This window comes from Halomonas sp. SpR8 (assembly GCF_031010195.1).
GTDB lineage: Bacteria > Pseudomonadota > Gammaproteobacteria > Pseudomonadales > Halomonadaceae > Vreelandella.
Map to the genome: position 1 here is coordinate 25,411 of NZ_JAUAMC010000002.1, position 17,301 is coordinate 42,711.

General features: G+C 51.2%; 14 protein-coding genes. 9 read left to right on the plus strand and 5 right to left on the minus strand.

What is annotated here, in order from left to right; translation table 11 throughout:
* Positions 1-14 precede the first annotated feature (14 nt).
* The 4 genes from QT230_RS03630 to QT230_RS03645 all read right to left on the minus strand — a co-directional run bounded on the left by QT230_RS03630 (position 15) and on the right by QT230_RS03645 (position 6,209).
* A complete protein-coding gene (locus QT230_RS03630) occupies positions 15-1,727 on the minus strand; it encodes a bifunctional protein-serine/threonine kinase/phosphatase (RefSeq protein ID WP_308320164.1) in 1,713 nt (570 codons plus the stop codon).
* A gap of 69 nt (positions 1,728-1,796) precedes the next feature.
* On the minus strand, positions 1,797-2,606 hold the full coding sequence (locus QT230_RS03635; RefSeq protein WP_308320165.1) for a formate/nitrite transporter family protein: 810 nt from the start codon (positions 2,604-2,606) through the stop codon (positions 1,797-1,799).
* A 32-nt stretch (positions 2,607-2,638) separates the two neighbouring features.
* Entirely contained in the window at positions 2,639-3,532 is an 894-nt protein-coding gene (cobA, locus tag QT230_RS03640; RefSeq protein WP_308320167.1) for a uroporphyrinogen-III C-methyltransferase, read from the minus strand.
* Positions 3,492-6,209 carry a molybdopterin-dependent oxidoreductase gene (locus tag QT230_RS03645; RefSeq protein WP_308320169.1) on the minus strand — a complete coding sequence of 906 codons (2,718 nt, stop codon included), beginning with the start codon at positions 6,207-6,209 and terminating at the stop codon, positions 3,492-3,494. Before QT230_RS03645 ends, cobA begins: the two co-directional genes overlap by 41 nt.
* Positions 6,210-6,940: 731 nt before the next feature.
* Between QT230_RS03645 and QT230_RS03650 the strand changes: the two genes are divergently transcribed.
* The 9 genes from QT230_RS03650 (at position 6,941) to kduD (ending at position 16,973) form a co-directional block, all read left to right on the plus strand.
* Positions 6,941-8,284: an FAD-dependent oxidoreductase gene (locus tag QT230_RS03650; RefSeq protein WP_308320171.1), complete on the plus strand. Its 1,344-nt coding sequence runs from the start codon at positions 6,941-6,943 to the stop codon at positions 8,282-8,284.
* A gap of 2 nt (positions 8,285-8,286) precedes the next feature.
* Positions 8,287-10,794: a nitrite reductase large subunit NirB gene (nirB, locus tag QT230_RS03655; RefSeq protein WP_308320173.1), complete on the plus strand. Its 2,508-nt coding sequence runs from the start codon at positions 8,287-8,289 to the stop codon at positions 10,792-10,794.
* 30 nt (positions 10,795-10,824) lie between these two features.
* On the plus strand, positions 10,825-11,244 hold the full coding sequence (gene nirD, locus QT230_RS03660; RefSeq protein ID WP_308320175.1) for a nitrite reductase small subunit NirD: 420 nt from the start codon (positions 10,825-10,827) through the stop codon (positions 11,242-11,244).
* Positions 11,245-11,540: 296 nt separating this feature from the next.
* On the plus strand, positions 11,541-12,497 hold the full coding sequence (locus tag QT230_RS03665) for a tripartite tricarboxylate transporter substrate binding protein (protein WP_308320176.1): 957 nt from the start codon (positions 11,541-11,543) through the stop codon (positions 12,495-12,497).
* 73 nt (positions 12,498-12,570) lie between these two features.
* Positions 12,571-13,050, plus strand: a complete 480-nt coding sequence (locus tag QT230_RS20845) for a tripartite tricarboxylate transporter TctB family protein (RefSeq protein WP_374694438.1) — start codon at positions 12,571-12,573, stop codon at positions 13,048-13,050.
* 16 nt (positions 13,051-13,066) lie between these two features.
* On the plus strand, positions 13,067-14,581 hold the full coding sequence (locus QT230_RS03670) for a tripartite tricarboxylate transporter permease (RefSeq protein ID WP_308320177.1): 1,515 nt from the start codon (positions 13,067-13,069) through the stop codon (positions 14,579-14,581).
* Positions 14,582-14,632: 51 nt separating this feature from the next.
* On the plus strand, positions 14,633-15,322 hold the full coding sequence (locus tag QT230_RS03675) for a GntR family transcriptional regulator (RefSeq protein ID WP_308320179.1): 690 nt from the start codon (positions 14,633-14,635) through the stop codon (positions 15,320-15,322).
* A gap of 19 nt (positions 15,323-15,341) precedes the next feature.
* A complete protein-coding gene (kduI, locus tag QT230_RS03680) occupies positions 15,342-16,172 on the plus strand; it encodes a 5-dehydro-4-deoxy-D-glucuronate isomerase (RefSeq protein ID WP_308320180.1) in 831 nt (276 codons plus the stop codon).
* Between the two features lie 42 nt (positions 16,173-16,214).
* Entirely contained in the window at positions 16,215-16,973 is a 759-nt protein-coding gene (kduD, locus tag QT230_RS03685; RefSeq protein ID WP_308320181.1) for a 2-dehydro-3-deoxy-D-gluconate 5-dehydrogenase KduD, read from the plus strand.
* A 100-nt stretch (positions 16,974-17,073) separates the two neighbouring features.
* Here the strand turns inward: kduD and QT230_RS03690 are convergent, their stop codons facing one another.
* Positions 17,074-17,232: a hypothetical protein gene (locus QT230_RS03690; RefSeq protein WP_308320182.1), complete on the minus strand. Its 159-nt coding sequence runs from the start codon at positions 17,230-17,232 to the stop codon at positions 17,074-17,076.
* Positions 17,233-17,301 lie beyond the last annotated feature (69 nt).

Here is a 17,301-nt window from a genome sequence, read left to right on the forward strand (position 1 = left end):
TAACCTCAGTGCTGTTAACGCACTAACAGGAAGATCACCACTAGCATCAAGACTAGCGACACGCCCTTCCAGAATAGTACTGGGTCACGCTCTATCAGCGGTAACTGTGCGCGTTTAAGCAGTTCTGAGCTTGGCGAGCGTAGCTCGAAGATAAATTCCGAAAGCGCCGGGAAACGTTTATGGGGGCTGGGATGCAGCGCCTTTTTGAGCACCTCATCCACCCAGGCGGGCAGTTCGCGGTTTTCACTAAGCGCTGACTGATAGGCAAGCTTATGCTGCGCTGCCCGGGTACGGGTTTTGGCCACCTCAGTGCCGTAGGGCAGCGTGCCGGTTAGCATTTGGTAGGTAATCACCGCCAGGGAGTATTGATCCGAACGGGGCGACCCACCTTCACCCAGAAAATACTCCGGCGCGGTGTACTGGGCGGTACCGAGGATATCGTCGCTCTCGGTTACCTCTTCGGCAATGCCCGCCACCTTGGCGGCACCAAAGTCGATCAGCTTCACCGTGCCATGGCTGTCGATCATGACGTTGTCGGGGCGCAAATCCTGGTGCAGCATTTCCAGGCGATGAAAGGCGCGCAACCCCTTGGCGATCTGCTCGACGATGGGGCGTACGCTGGCCAATTCAGCTTGGGGATGATCGCACATCCATTGGGTCAGTGTTTGCCCTTCGATATACGCCAACACGGTGTAAAGGGAGTTGCGAGGGCGCTCTTGAGCGGGGGCATTGAGCACATGCTGATTATCGATGCGCCGGGCAATCCACTCCTCACGCACAAACCGCTCGATGCTTGCCGGGTCTTGGCTGAGCTCGGTCGAAAGCGTTTTCAGCGCTACTTGCTCACCGCTCTCTACTTCTTCTGCCAGAAACACATGGCTACGGCTGCTGGCATGCAGTTGACGCACAATGCGATAGCCATCCAGCTCGCTCCCCTCGCGCAACTCAGGCGGCTGCGGTAACGCGCCAAGCGCCGCGTAAAGCTCATTGGAATGGCGCTCTGGCAGGCTATCAATGCGCACAATCTGTGCGGTGAGGTTGTCATCGCTGCCATTGTCGAGGGCGGCGGCGATCAGTGCCTCAGCTGCCGCGTCCAGATCCCCCCAGTGGGCATAAATCAGCGCAGCCATTTCGGCGTCAGTCAGCCACTCATAAATGCCATCGGTGGCGAGTAGAAACACATCACCTGCATTTAACGATACCGCGCGGTAATCCAACTCCAGGTGCTGACCAGCTCCCATGGCACGGCTTAAATGACTGACCTCCCGCGAGGCCCAGAAGCGGTGATCCTCGGTCAACGGCTCCAGCATATTACCGGAAAGCTGATAGATACGGCTATCGCCCACATGAAACAGGTGCGCGGTGGTGGATTTAATCACCATCGCACTCAGAGTACACACATAGCCGCGATCAAGGTTATAGCGGTACTGGCTTTGGCGGGTTTGGGCGTAAAGCCACGCATTGGTGGCCTGCAGTACCCGCTGGGCGGAGGTTTTAACCGCCCACGTTGCTGGGGTAGCGTAGTAGTCCGTCAAGAAGCCACCTACTGCAGCCTCGCTGGCCTCGCGGCTCACTTCGCTGCTACTAATACCATCTGCCAACGCGATCGCAATGCCCTTGGTGGCGCGCAGGGGTTCGCTGGGCAGGTAAGCGCCATAGAAATCCTGGTTGCTTGGCTTGCGCCCTTTATCAGAGTGCTGGCCGAGCGAAATGGTCAGCGCTGCCATTATGCTTCCCCTAAAAAAAGCCTCCGCCGGAGCGAAGGCTTGGTTAATGACAAACTACTGCCTATCAAATCATAGGGCTTTTTGCGGCGCGGTACGTACGTGGGTGGTGTAGAGCGTCAGGCCGGTTAATGCCAAACCACCGATTAAGTTACCCAACACTACCGGTATTTCGTTCCAGATCAGGTAATCCATAATCGAGAAATTACCGCCCATCATCAGCCCCGAGGGGAACAGGAACATGTTGACCACCGAGTGCTCAAAGCCCATGCCGAAGAACAGCATAATCGGCATCCACATGGCAATCACCTTGCCGCTCACCGTGGTTGAAATCATTGCACCCACCACGCCAAGCGAGACCATCCAATTACACAGTATGCCGCGAATAAAAATCGTCGCCATGCCGCCGGCACCATACTCCTTGTACCCCACGGTGCGCCCTTCGCCTACTTCACCAATCACCCGCCCTACTTCGCTAGGTGCGGTGCTAAAGCCGTAGGTAAACACAATCGCCATTAGAAAAGCGACCGTTAATGCCCCACCAAAATTCCCCACAAACACAATACCCCAGTGCTTGAGAATACGCGGAATCGTCACGCCCGGTCGCTTATCCAGCCACGCCAGCGGGGTTAACACAAACACCCCGGTCAACAGATCAAACCCCATCAGGTAAAGAATCGAGAAACCCACGGGAAATAGGATGGCGCCGATAATCGGGTAGCCGGTTTGCACCGCCACGGTCACCGCAAACACCGCCGCGATGGCCAAAATGGCCCCCGCCATAAAAGCGCGAATCAGCGTATCGCGGGTAGACATATGCAGCTTGGCTTCGCCAGCATCGACCATCTTGGTGGCAAATTCGGCAGGCAATAAGTAGGACATAGAGAGCGTTTCCTTTGTTGTGAGTTTCGGGGTCAGATGAGAGGTGCAGCGCAAACATCAGGGATTTTTACAGCAGGTGTGGTGGCGACTCGCTGAACAACGCTGCCCACCACAATCAAGCAGGGGGACGGCAAGGGGGATGCGGCAAGCTTCTCGGGCATATCCGCAAGCGTGCCCACCAGCGACTGCTGCTCGCGCTGACTGGCGTTGGCCACCAGCATGATCGGCCACTCATCCGGCAGGCCCGCCTGGCGCAGGCCGTGGCAAATCGCGTCGACCTTGGAAAGCCCCATATAAAACACCAGGGTTTCATCCTTGCGCGCAAGCGTCTCCCAATCCGGGGTGCCGTCTTCGCGACATAGCTGGGCAGTCACAAAGCGCAGCTGCTGGGCATGGCCGCGATCGGTGAGCGGAATGCCCATACACGCAGCAGCGGCAGAGGCGGCGGTAATCCCCGGTACGATAGCAGCGGGCACCTGGGCGGCAGCCAGGGCATCCAACTCTTCGCCCATCCGTGCAAATACCGCCGGGTCACCGCCTTTCAGGCGCACCACCGATTTTCCTTCGCCGGCGAGTTTTACCATCAGCTCGCCAATCTCAGCTTGCGGTACGCTGTGATGACCGCGGGCTTTGCCAACGTAGTAGCGCTCGCTGCTGCTAGGAATCAGCGCTAGCACGTCATCGCCTACCAAGCGGTCATACACCACCGCGTCCGCCTGCATAAGTAAGCGTGCAGCCTTGAGGGTTAGCAGCTCAGCATCGCCGCTGCCTGCACCGACCAGGTAAACCTGCCCGGAGCGGCACTCGCCACGCAGTGGCAAACGTATGTCAGCCCCATGCTGAACCAACGGCGTCAGCGCGCGGTGAGACAAACGCATAAAGGCGTTAAACCACTTCTGTAGCAAGGGGTTGCTTAGTGCGGGCATTGGGCCGCTCCTCTTCAATAAGTGATTTCAATTCGGGAATACAGCTACCGCACTGGGTGCCGCAGGCGAGCCTGGCACCTAGCGCCTCAACAGTGGTATCGCCCTCGCGGATAGCGTTGGCAATAGTGGTTTGGCCCACTTGATGGCAGCTACACACGACAGGGCCAGTATCCGCAGCGCCGTCGTCGCAGCCCGCCAGTAGTCGGCGACGGTGGCTATCGCTCAGCGACGAGTCATTAAAACGCGCATCCAGCCACGCTAACCCTGGCAGCTCTTTGGGCGGGCCAACCATCAGCCACCAGCGCAGTTGATCGTTTTCCACGCAGGCGGCGCGCAGCCGTCCGTTAGTCGGGTCTTGGCTGACGACCGATACATCGCCGGGCAGCCACGTTTTAAGCTGCGCCAACCAGTCATTAACCGACTGCGTATGGGCAAGCTGCCAACGCTGGCAGCCGCGCATGGGAATACGTGTCCAGTAGGCACTGGTGCACCACGGCGTTGATTCCGTTACTCCATCGGCGACCAGCAGAGTGGCCTGCCAATCGGTCGCAAGAGGCGCCAGCGCCACGGCGCCGTGCTTCGATTCCGGTTGCCCAGAGAGCGGATCGGTAATGCTGTCGATCAGCGCGCTGCTTCTGGCCTGCTGGGTAAAGCAGTCAGTCCAGTGGATGGGTACAAAGATCTCGCCGCGACGCTGGGCATTGGATACCCGCACCCGAGCGCGAAATTCGCCCTTCGCGGCGGTTAGCACTGCCACCCCCTGATCGGTGACACCGGCGCTATGGGCATCGTCCGGGTGCACGTCCATAAAGGGTTCGGCGCGATGATTCATTAGCCGCGGTGAGCGCGCGGTGCGGGTCATGGTGTGCCACTGATCACGAATCCGGCCGGTATTCAGACGCAGCGGATAGGCAGCACTAAGGCTCTTTTCAGGCCCCTGGGGATGGATCGCCAGCAGCTTGGCGCGACCATTGGCGGTGGCAAATTCGCCATCCTCAAACAGCCGTGCCGTACCATGGGGAGCGGCCTTTGTGACCGGCCATTGGATGGGTGCCAAGGCGTCATAGCCATCCCGGCCCAGGCCCCCCAAACCCGAAATATCAAACAGCCGTTTTGGGCTGTCAGTCGAACCGTTATTTTCAAACCCCGAGAGCCGGGCGTGCTCGTCGAAAATCTCCCAGGGGTGGGTGTAGTCAAACGCCTCGGCAAAGCCCAATCGTTTCGCCACCTCGCACATTATCCACCAGTCGTGGCGAGCCTCGCCGGGGGGTGGCAGCATGCCCCGCTGGCGAGAAATACGCCGCTCGGAGTTAGTCACGGTGCCATCTTTTTCTGACCAACCCGAGGCGGGCAACACGATATCGGCGTAGGGCAACAGGTCGGTATGGGCCGCGCACTCGGAAACGATCACCAGCGGGCACTTCTCCAACGCGGCACGCACTCGTGCGGCATCGGGCAGGCTGATGGCGGGGTTGGTGGCCATCACCCACAGCGCTTTTATCTCGCCGCGCTCAATGGCTTCAAACAGCTCCACGGCTTTGTAACCCGGTTCTTCCGGCAGACTTGGCGTCAGGCTGTCGGTAGCCCAGAAGCGGCTGACCAGATCGAGGGCGCCTGGGGTGTGGTAATCCATATGCGCAGCTAACTGATTAGCCAACCCGCCCACTTCACGGCCGCCCATGGCATTGGGCTGGCCGGTAATCGAGAACGGCCCAGCCCCCGGCAGGCCGATTTTGCCGCCGGCCAGGTGGCAGTTAATAATCGCGTTGCACTTATCGGTACCGCTGGCGGATTGGTTAACGCCCTGGGAGTAGAGGGTAACCACATGCAGTTGGCTGGCGAACCAGTAATAGAAGGTTTCCAGCCGCTCAGGGTCAACATCACAGGCCGCCGCTACCTCGGCCACCGAGCCTGCGGTTTGCTGCGCGGCTTCCAGGGCCTCGTCAATGCCTTCGGTGTGGCGCTCAAGGTAGAGAGCATCGAGCTTGCGGCGCTTTGCCATCCACGTCAGCAGGCCATTAAATAGATAGGCATCGCTGCCCGGTTTTATGCCCAGGTAAAGGTCGGCGATTTCGCAGCTGTCGGTCACCCGCGGGTCGATCACTACCAGACGCATCAGCGGATTGCGCTCTTTAGCGACTTTAATGCGCTGGTAGAGCACCGGGTGATTCCAAGCCAGGTTGGATCCCACCAGCACGACCAGCTCCGCCTCTTCCAAATCCTCGTAGTTACAGGGCACCGCATCGGCACCGAAGGCGCGTTTGTAGCCAACCACCGCGGAGGCCATGCACAGCCGCGAGTTGGTATCCAAATGGGGTGTGCCCAAAAAGCCTTTAAATAGCTTATTGGCCACGTAGTAATCTTCGGTGAGCAGTTGTCCAGAGAGGTACGCCGCCACGCTGTGGCTACCATGTTCAGTGCGCAGGGTGTTTATACGCTCAGCAGTGGCGCTTAACGCAGAGTCCCAAGAAACGTCGACACCATCCACCCGAGGATGTATCAAGCGACCTTGCTCACCCAAGGTTTCATGCAGCGCAGAACCTTTGACGCACAGCCGCCCGAAGTTGGCCGGATGCTCGCGGTCGCCCTCGACAGCGCTTAGCGTGCCCGCTTCAACGGTCGCCGTCACGCCACAGCCAACGCCGCAATAGGGGCAAGTCGTTTTGGCCTGAGTCATAGCTACTCCTCGGGTTGCTAAACGCCGCGCATAAAAAAACGCCCAGTCCCTTTCTCTAAGGCGCTATATAAACGCATTAAGAGAAGAGGGCTGGACGTCGTTGCCACAGCGCACCTTCGTCGGTGCAAAATTTACTTTAATTTCAGCTACACATTTTCTAACGGCGAGTTGTTTTTCGAACGGCTTTGGAATTGTTCGCAGCCATCGCCTAGCAATGAGCGCTTATCCCTTGTTAACTCACTTGTTGCCTAGAAGTTGCAAAAGCCAAGCCTAAGCACGCCCTCTTGAAAATTTATTTTTTATAAACAGTCACTTAAAAATAAGTAGATGGCGACGTAGCACGCTTTTTGGCACTTGTTTTAATACCTTTCACTCGCTGAATGGTGTGCGAGAGTGCACGCCACCACCCTTTTCGCACCATCACTGTGCAGCCTATGCGAAGAGCCGTGCCAGTGCTTATCCACCATCTACATCTAAACATCTGAAGTTATTTAAAAAAATATTCCAGACGGCCAGTTGGCTAGTTCCTTGCTTGTTACTGGGTAAGGTTTTTAATCAGCTGACAGCCAATGGCGGTTGTCGCAGGTTTAAAACATACGCTTTTAAATAGCGCTATCGGGCAACGACGCCCCTGCTGTGCTCTCCTTCTGCAAATTGCAGAACAGAGGGCGCGACAGGGGCGTTTTTTTTGTTTGGTGCTCAAGCAGCCGCAACGACAAGAGGAGCCACCCATGGAAACCACTTCCCGGTGCTCACCCCACGACCATCTAGTGATTATTGGCAATGGGATGGCCAGCCACCGCCTCATCGAGGCGCTGGTCAAACAGCCCACACGCCCCCAGCGCATCACGGTGATTGGCGCCGAGCCAACCCCTGCCTATAACCGTATTCTGCTTTCGCCACTGCTGGCTGGTGAGATGCAGCAAGACGCGCTTACCCTGCGCGACACCGCATGGTACGCCGATCAAGGCATTACCCTGATACTGGGCGAAAAGGTCGAGACGCTTGACCGCACACACCAAACGTTGACCACCGATAGCGGCCAATCGCTTGATTACGATCATTTGGTCATCGCCACCGGCTCGCGCCCAGCGCTGCCCGACGTTCCCGGCATTGAGCTTGAGGGCATACACGGCTTTCGCGACCTGCAAGACGCCGAAGCACTTGAGGCAATTGCTCACAGCGGCGGCGACGCTGTCGTTATTGGTGGCGGCCTGCTGGGTCTTGAAGCCGCTGAAGGGCTGCGTAAGCGCGGTAATGGTATCAAGGTGAGCGTGCTCCAGCGCAGCGAGCGGCTGATGAACCGCCAGTTGGATGTGACCGCCGCGCATCTACTCAAAGACACCCTCACGCAACGCGGCTTGAACATCATCACCGGTGCGCAGTTAGCGCGTCTGGAGGGAGATAAACGGGGTCGGGTCGCCAAGCTGCATCTTGCCGATGGCAGCCAGTTGAACGCCTCCAGCGTGATCGTTGCCGCGGGCATTACCCCGAATGCAGAGCTGGGTCGCCAAGCGGGCCTGGCCACCGAGCGCGCCATTGTTGTAGATGAGTTTCTAACCACCTCTGACCCGGCAATCTCCGCCCTCGGCGAGTGCTGCCAGTTTGAGGGTACTACCTACGGCCTGGTGGAACCGATCTGGCGCCAGGTAGAGGTGCTTGCCGCAACGCTGTGCGGCATGGCTACCCAAGGCTACGCGGATGCCCCCAGCGCCACCAAACTTAAAATCAGCGGCGTAGCGCTCTTTGCCTTTGGCCCCACCGAGGCCAGCGCCGAGCATGACGTGTTGGATTACCACGACCTTGAGCGCGGCGACTACCGCCGCCTGCTGCTACGCGATGGCCAGATAGAGGGCGCGGTACTTTACGGCGACACCAGCCAGGGCCCCTGGTACTTCGAACAGGCGCTTGCGGGTAGCGATCTTAACGCTTACCGCCAAGCCCTGCTGTTTGGTGCGGCGGATGTCGACGTGCTTCGCGAAGCGGCATCTCAACATACCCCTGATTCTTCTCAGCACTCTTCTAAATGCTCTTCTTCAAAACACTCTTCTCATAATACGTCGGAGGCGGCTTAAGCATGTCTACCCAACAGCAGTTAATCATTATTGGTAATGGTATGGTCGGCCACCACTTGGTCGAGCAGCTGGTCGATAACGGCGGCCTTGAGCGCTATCAAGTTACCGTGTTTGGTGAAGAGCGCCACCGCGCCTACGACCGGGTGCACCTTTCTGAATACTTCAGCGGCCGCGATGCTGAATCGCTAGCGCTTTGTGAGGCCGATTATTACGCCGTTAGCGGTGTGGAATTGCGCACCGGCGAAGCCGTGATTGAGATTGACCGCGACCAGCAAGAAGTGGTCACCGACCAGGGCCGTTACCCCTACGATCGCGTGGTCTTGGCCACCGGCTCTTTCCCCTTTGTGCCGCCGATTCCCGGCAACGACCGCGATGGCTGCCTGGTGTACCGCACCCTGGACGACCTAGACGATATCCGTGCTGCCGCCGAAAACGCGACCACCGGCGTGGTGGTAGGCGGCGGTTTGCTCGGTTTGGAAGCGGCTAACGCCCTGCGCGGTTTGAATCTGGATACGGCGGTGGTGGAATTTGCCTCACGCCTAATGCCGATGCAGGTGGATAACGAAGGCGGCGAGCTACTGCGCGAAAAAATTGAAGCCCTGGGCGTACAGGTGCTCACCGAGCGCGCCACCCAGCGCATTGAAGATGGCGAGGCGAGCCGCCACCGCATGGTCTTCCAAGACGACAAAGTGCTGGAAACCGACCTAATTGTGTTCTCCGCGGGCATCCGCCCTCGCGACCAGTTAGCCCGTGACTGCGGCCTGGAGATAGGCGAACGCGGCGGCGTGGTGGTGGATAACCAATGCCTGACCAGCGACCCGGCCATCCTGGCGATTGGCGAGGTGGCGCTGTGGAACCAGAGTATTTTTGGTCTGGTCGCCCCCGGCTATCAAATGGCCAAAACCGCCCTTTCAACGCTGACCGATGGCGATACGCAGTTTGGCGGTGCCGACATGAGCACCAAGCTCAAACTGCTCGGCGTGGATGTGGGTTCAATCGGGGACGCCCATGGCAACCAGAACCCCGGCGCGCGGATGTTCCGCTACCTTGACCCCATCAAGCAGGAGTACCGCAAGCTGGTGGTCTCCAGCGATGGTAAAAAGCTGCTCGGCGCCATGCTGGTGGGTGACAACGGCGTTTACGACACCCTGCTGCAGTACTACTCCAACGGTATTGAGCTGCCCGATGAGCCCGCCTCGCTGATACTGCCGCAAAGCAGTGGCGCAGCGCCCACGCTCGGCCCTGGGGCGCTCCCAGAAACCGCCACCATCTGCTCCTGCCATAACGTTTCAAAGGGCGATATTTGCGCCTCCATTGATGCGGGTGCAATAGATCTAGGCGGGGTGAAAGGCGATACCAAAGCCAGTACCGGCTGCGGTGGCTGTACGGCGCTACTCAAAAGTGTAGTCGACCATGAGCTGGAAGCCCGCGGCGTTGAAGTCGACAAATCGATTTGCGAGCACTTCGCCCATACCCGCCAGGAGCTTTACGACATTGTGCGTGTGGAAGGCATCAAAACCTTCAGCGAGTTGATCGCCAAACACGGCAATCAGGACACCCACTGCCTGGGCTGCGATATCTGCAAACCCGCCGTGGCGTCCATTCTGGCATCCTGCTTTAACGAGCCGATCACCGACGCGGCGCATATTCCCTTGCAGGACACCAACGACACCTTTATGGCCAACATGCAGAAGAACGGCACCTACTCGGTAGTGCCGCGTGTGGCCGGTGGCGAAATCACCCCAGACAAACTCATCGTGCTGGGTGAGGTAGCCAAAAAATACAGTCTCTACTCCAAAGTGACTGGCGGCCAACGCATCGACCTGTTCGGCGCCCGCCTGGAAGACCTGCCAGATATCTGGAGCGAGCTGATTGCTGCAGGCTTCGAGACCGGCCACGCCTACGGCAAGTCGCTGCGCACAGTGAAATCCTGCGTGGGTAGCACCTGGTGCCGCTACGGCGTGCAGGACAGCGTCGGCATGGCGATTCAATTGGAGAACCGCTATAAGGGCCTGCGCTCACCGCACAAAATCAAGTTCGGCGTTTCCGGCTGTACCCGCGAATGCGCCGAAGCCCAGAGCAAAGATATCGGCATTATCGCCACCGAAAACGGCTGGAACCTCTACGTTTGCGGTAACGGCGGCATGCGCCCCCGCCACGCCGAACTGTTCGCTACCGATCTCGACGACGAGCAGCTCTACCGCACCATTGACCGCTTCCTGATGTTTTACGTGCGCACCGCCGACCGGCTACAGCGCACCTCGGTATGGCGGGAAAATCTCGACGGCGGCCTGGAGTACCTCAAAGAGGTGATTCTGGAAGACAGCCTAGGCATCAACGACGAGCTGGAACGCCAGATGCAAAGTGTGGTGGATACCTACCAGTGTGAATGGGCTGACGCGATTAGCGACCCGGAGAAGCTCAAGCGCTTCCGCAGCTTCGTCAACGACGACCGCCCGGATCCGTCGATCATTATGACCTCCGAGCGCGGCCAGCTACGTCCTGCATAAACGCTATACAAAAACATAACGAGGTAGCTCATGACCGCAACAGCACTGAAAAAAGAGATGGATAGCGTGGATACCCAACACACGGAGGCATGGCAAAAGGTTTGTACCAAAGCCGACCTGGTCGCATTCTCCGGCGTCGCTGCCTGGCTTGAAACCGCCGAAGGCCCGGCCCAGGTGGCTATTTTCTATTTACCCGTCGGTCCAGACACGCCATCGCTACCTGACCACTCCACCGAGCTTTACGCCCTTGACCATCACGACCCTTTCTCTAGCGCCAACGTGATCGCCCGCGGCATCGTCGGTGACCTAAAAGGTGCCACGGTGGTTGCATCACCCGTTTATAAACAGCACTTTCGACTCGCAGACGGCCAGTGCCTGGAAGATGAGAGCGTTAAGCTACGTACCTGGAAGATTGAGTTTAAAGACGACGAGGTATGGATTGAGGGGTGATACCCTACTCGTAATGAAATGGGCGGCTCTACCGCCGCCCTAATATTTCCATCACCGCCATTGATTCGAAAATCAAGGATTTCATTTTTTATATTTAAAAAGCAATAACTTATAGCATTTCAAGCTGACTTATCTAAGAGAACATCAATCTCATTCGGAAAATTATTGCTTTTTTCTGAAATTGTGATCTATAGTGTCTGTGTGGATTGTATACGTTGTATACAATAAATATAAAATATAAAAATAGTTCCCATAATTAGTACTAAACAAAACAACCAAAAATGAGGAGTAAAACAATGAACAAAAAATCAATTGCATTATTAAGCGTCGCAATAGGCTCAAGCTTTTTATTAACAGGATACTCGGAAAAATCTAATGCTGAGGAGGCCTATCCAGATCGCCCAGTTAAGGTGATCGTAGCTTATGGGGCTGGTGGCTCAAATGATTTGACTTCACGAGTTCTAATGAAAGAAGTCGGAGAAATCTTAAACCAACCGTTTAATGTTGAAAATATTGCTGGCGCCTCCGGTACAATCGGTTCGACGGTTGCTGCATCTGCCAAACCAGATGGCTACACGATCTTTTTCGCTCCTACTGATCCCATTGCCGTGCAGCCGAACTTAAGAAGTGTGGAATATAGTTTGGATGACTTTAAAGGCATCGCGGGAGTTTCATATGATGCAAGCGTATTAGCTGTACGTTCTGATTCATCCTGGGAAACATTAGATGATCTGCTTGAAGAGGAGAATACAGATACCGTAATTAACCGAGGCCATTCAGGTGTTGGCGGCGTTGCACAAATATTTTTAGAATCATTCTTTGACCAAACTGATTTAGAAACGAGAGATATTCCTTTTGATGGCGGTGCGGCGGCAATTACGGCCTTATTAGGAGGTCATGTCGATGCTATAGGCGGAACGGCTGGCGCAATGGTGCCATATATAAACTCAGGTGAAATCAGGGTTTTAGCTGCTGCAGCCGATGAGCGCTTAGACCACCTTCCAGACGTACCGACTTTTAAAGAGAAAGGTTATGATATTTCTCTTGGTGTCGAATTCTTCGTGCTTGCTCCAAGTGATGTACCAGACGACATTATTACTACGCTTGAATCTGCAGTAATGGAAGCAGCGAATAGCGAAGAATTTAAAACATTCGTTGATGAAAGAGGTCAGCAATTAATCGTTAGAGATGGCGAAGAAATCATGGCCAAAAATCGGAGAGATTACGAACTATTCAACCAACTTATTAACTAGCCATAACCAATGGGAGATTCGAATATCAATTCAAATCTCCCATATATATGCAATAATTATAAATGGTGAAAACATGCTCGCTACTCTTTATAAATATGCTCCAAGTATATGCACTGCATTAATAGGACTGGCTATATTCATTTTAGTGCCATTTCAGATAGATTTAAGCCATATGCGAGGTAGTAATCTTTCTGGAATAGATGCTCGCACGCTGCCCTATCTTTTATCTTTCAGCATTATTTTTCTAAGCTTTCTAGAAATGATAATCATAAATAGAAAAAAAGAAAAAGAGAGTAACACCGATATAAAATCTAAATATTCAAACATATTAAGAGTCTGCATTACCTTTCTCAGCATTGTGTTATGGATTCTGCTTGTACCATTTCTAGGATTTATAATTTCAATGATTATTCTTCTAGTCTTTGTAATGATGGTAATGGGAAACAGAAAGATATTGCAGCTTACTTTGGTACCGGTAATCACTAGTGTGCTATTGAATTATATATTCACAACGTTTTTAGGGCGAACACTCCCCACTGGTATCTTTTTTTAATTAAGAGGTTTGCATCATGTTACTAGATTACCTTTTACATGGCATGGCCCAACTCTTTGCATTAGACATGCTATTGCTTATGTGCACAGGCGTTGCAATTGGTCTTTTTATTGGAGCAATGCCAGGTCTAACAGTCACATTGGGTGTTGCGCTTGTTCTTCCATTTACTTTTGGTTTGGACTCTTTATCTGGCATTATACTTCTCACAGGCGTTTATTGTGCGGGAACATACGCCGGAGCAATCACTGCTATATTAATCAACACACCCGGAACACCCTCTTCAGTTACTACGGCTTGGGATGGTTACCCATTGACAAACCAAGGAAAAGCTGCAGAAGCATTACGTTTAGCATTATATGCTTCTGTGATAGGCGGTTTAATAAGTGGCGTTTTCCTAATATTGCTTTCTCCACAGCTAGCCAAAATAGCCTTGAAATTTGGCCCTCCTGAAATGTTTGCACTAACATTTTTAGGGTTAACTGTTATTGCGAGAGTTAGCGGCAGCTCTCCTATCAAAGGATTAATATCAGCTGCAGCCGGTTTGTTATTCGCCACTGTTGGAATTGATCTTGTCTCAGGCGTACCGCGTTTCAGTTTTGGAATGAACTTTTTAAATGCTGGCTTAGGTGTTATTCCCGCATGTATTGGCTTATTTGCAATAGCGGAAGTTTTTCATCAAATAGAAAAACGCAATAAGATATTTATTCCGGAAATACCTGAGTCCTCATCAAAAACATCTGAAGTATCATGGAAACTTTTACTAAAGCACAAAATGCTGCTAATGAAGTCTTCTTTAATAGGCGTAGGCGTTGGGGCTATTCCAGGAACCGGTGGCAGTGTGGCTTCATTCATTGCCTATGATGAAGCAAAACGTGCGTCTAAAAATCCCGAATTATTTGGTAAAGGTAGTTATGAAGGACTTATGGCTTCTGAGTCCTCCAACAATGGAATTACGGGCGGGTCTCTAATACCCACATTTACACTTGGCATTCCTGGGACCTCCTCAGCGGCTATTTTTCTAGGCGCTTTGATGATTCATGGCTTAACGCCTGGCCCCGATTTATTTAGGTTTCAAGGAGAGCTAATTTATACTGTTTTCTTGGGATTTTTTATTATTAATATAATTATGTTGTTTTTAGGATTCATGGCTTCAAAATGGGCTATAAGCTTACTTAAAATACCTAATTCAATACTTTACCCTGTCGTATTGGCATTTTGTATAATTGGTGGATACGCGATAACAGGCACCTTGACCGGTGTTGGGGTTAGTTTATTTTTTGGTGTTGTTGGCTATTTAATGCTTAAAAATGGATACCCACCTGCTCCTATGGTTATAGCTTTAATTCTAGGACCTAAAGTCGAAGAGTCTTTAAGGCAGTCATTAATATTATCTAGTGGGGATTTTTCAATATTTTTCACACGGCCAATTTCAGTTTTTTTCATCATCTTAGTAGCACTAACAACCTTAATACCCGTTATTCGGAAATTGAAACTGTCAAAAAACATCAGAAGTAAAACTAAAAATCAATAGACTAGTTCGCATCTATCAAAATGCAACATTGAATTTTAAGTGGAGCAAGATATGTCAAGCTATAAAAGTTATGAAACTGCTACAAAACCAGAAGAAGCATATCGAAGAGTATCAAAAGACATACTTAATTTAACCATGAAACCAGGACAAGTTATCACCGAACAAGACATTTGTGAAAAATACAACATTTCAAGAACTCCAAGTCGTGACGTGCTTCAACGATTAAAAAATGATGGCTTAGTCATCAGCATCCCTTATAAAGCAAATTATGTCACATTGCTGTCTATGGACACTATTAAGCAATTTATCTACATGAGAAAAGTATTAGAAATATCGGTCATAACCGATTTTATTAAACATCTAGATTCTGAAAAAATATATAAGCTAGAAGCAAGCCTTCAGAAACAGGCCTCTTTACTTGAAACTGACTTTACTGCGGAAGATTTCTACAAACTCGACGGAGAGTTTCATGCCATCTGGTTCAATGCAACTAATAAAATTAAGATATGGGAGCAAATTCAAAAATTACAAGTGCACTATACGCGATTTAGAATGCTAGACATTGTTGCTATAAAAAACTTTCAATCTATTTATGACGATCACTGCAGAATTGTTGAAATAGTGAAAAATAGAGATTACGAAGAAATTGATAACGCTTTTACTGATCATCTAAATAGCGGACTCTCACGACTGGGAGACAAGGTTTATACTGACTACGCTGACTATTTCGATAGTGAATAAAACCCAAAGAGGAAGTATAATGAAAATTAGACATGAATCCAACCCTGAAGATGTAAAAAACTACACGACTGAATCCTTACGAAATCATTTTTTGATTGAATCTCTTTTTAAAAGCGATGAGTTAAATATGGTTTATTCACATTATGATCGCTTAATTGTAGGTGGTACTATTCCACTTAAAAAAACAATAAAGCTGGATGCAGGGGATACTTTACGCACCGATTTTTTTTTAGAAAGGCGTGAAATCGGTATCGTTAATATTGGCTCAACAGGAAAAATAACAGTAGATGGAAAAGCCTATTCATTAAATAAACGCGACTGCCTATACATTGGCTTAGGCAATAAAGAAATTATTTTCCACAGTAATGACTCATCCGATCCTGCAATATTTTACTTTGTCTCTTCCAACGCTCACAAAGAGTATCCAACAAAAGTTTTAACTATAAAGGATGCAGTTCCTACCAAATTAGGCTCTGATGCTGAATCTAACAACCGTACTATTTACAAATACATTCATGGCGAAGGTATTCAAAGCTGCCAATTGATGATGGGTATGACGTTACTTGAGCCAAATAATATGTGGAACACAATGCCTCCCCATGTTCATGATCGACGGTCAGAAATTTATCTTTACTTTGATATGGATGAAGAGACAAGAGCGTTTCATTTTATGGGGAAACCGGAAGAAACACGCCACTTACTTGTAAAAAATCAGCAAGCCATCATATCACCGCCTTGGTCGATTCACTCTGGGGTAGGCACAAAAAACTATACGTTTATTTGGGCAATGGCGGGCGAAAACTATACCTTTAAGGATATGGATTTTATTCCTATTGAAGACTTAAGATAAATTCAAAATCATTATTTATACGCAGAACAATAAGGAATACTTATGAACAGCTATTTTTCATTGAAAGGCAAAGTAGCCGTGGTCACAGGTTCTTCTACTGGATTAGGTCAAAGCATGGCCATTGGGCTAGCCCAAGCAGGCGCTGATATTATCGGGATTGCTTCTCGAAGTAATCAAGATGAAACAATGAAGGAAGTAGAAAAAACGGGCCGTGAATTTCATCAACTTCAAGCAGATTTATCTAAGCAAGCTGAAATTACTTCTATCGTCCAAGATTCAATAAACAAAAAAGGGAGAATCGATATTCTTGTTAATAATGCAGGAATAATTCGACGAAATAATGCTGAGAACTTTTCTGATGAAGACTGGGATGACGTTATTAATGTGAATTTAAATTCAGTTTTTCGACTAACGCGAGAAATTGGTAATCACATGATAGCGAATGGGTCTGGAAAAATTATTAATATTGCATCAATGCTTACATTTCAAGGAGGCTTAAAAGTACCTGCTTACACTGCTAGCAAACATGCAATCGCAGGCTTAACAAAATCGTTTTCTAATGAGTGGGCAAGTAAAGGTATCAATGTGAATGCAATTGCCCCTGGCTATATGATTACAAATAACACTAAAGCTCTTAGAGAAGATAAAAAACGCTATGAGTATATTACGTCAAGAATTCCGCAAGGAGAATGGGGAACACCTGAAGACCTTAAAGGTTCAGTCGTATTTTTAGCATCTAACGCCTCACGCTATATCAATGGGCACATTTTATGCGTCGATGGCGGATGGATGAGTTCCTAAGAAGTTGAGAGTTACCATTAAGGTAACTCTCAATGCCTTTTTATGACTCTTCTAAAAATCTAATTAGTGCAGCATTCAATTCATCGGAGTGGGGGTAGCATTAATAGCGTGGGCCGTCTTTGATCACTTCTGTTTGCGCATTAGGCAGTATTTCTTGCGCCCACTCGCCGCTGACCTCAAATGGCACCGACGTTAACCCTTCAAACGCCCCATAAGGGTAGTAGAACTTATCGCGCTTTCCACAACAGAGCGAAGACACGGATTCGATAAATCGCTGACATTGTGACCACCGAAGTTGCTATGCTTACCGGCTATTTTGATCATGTGT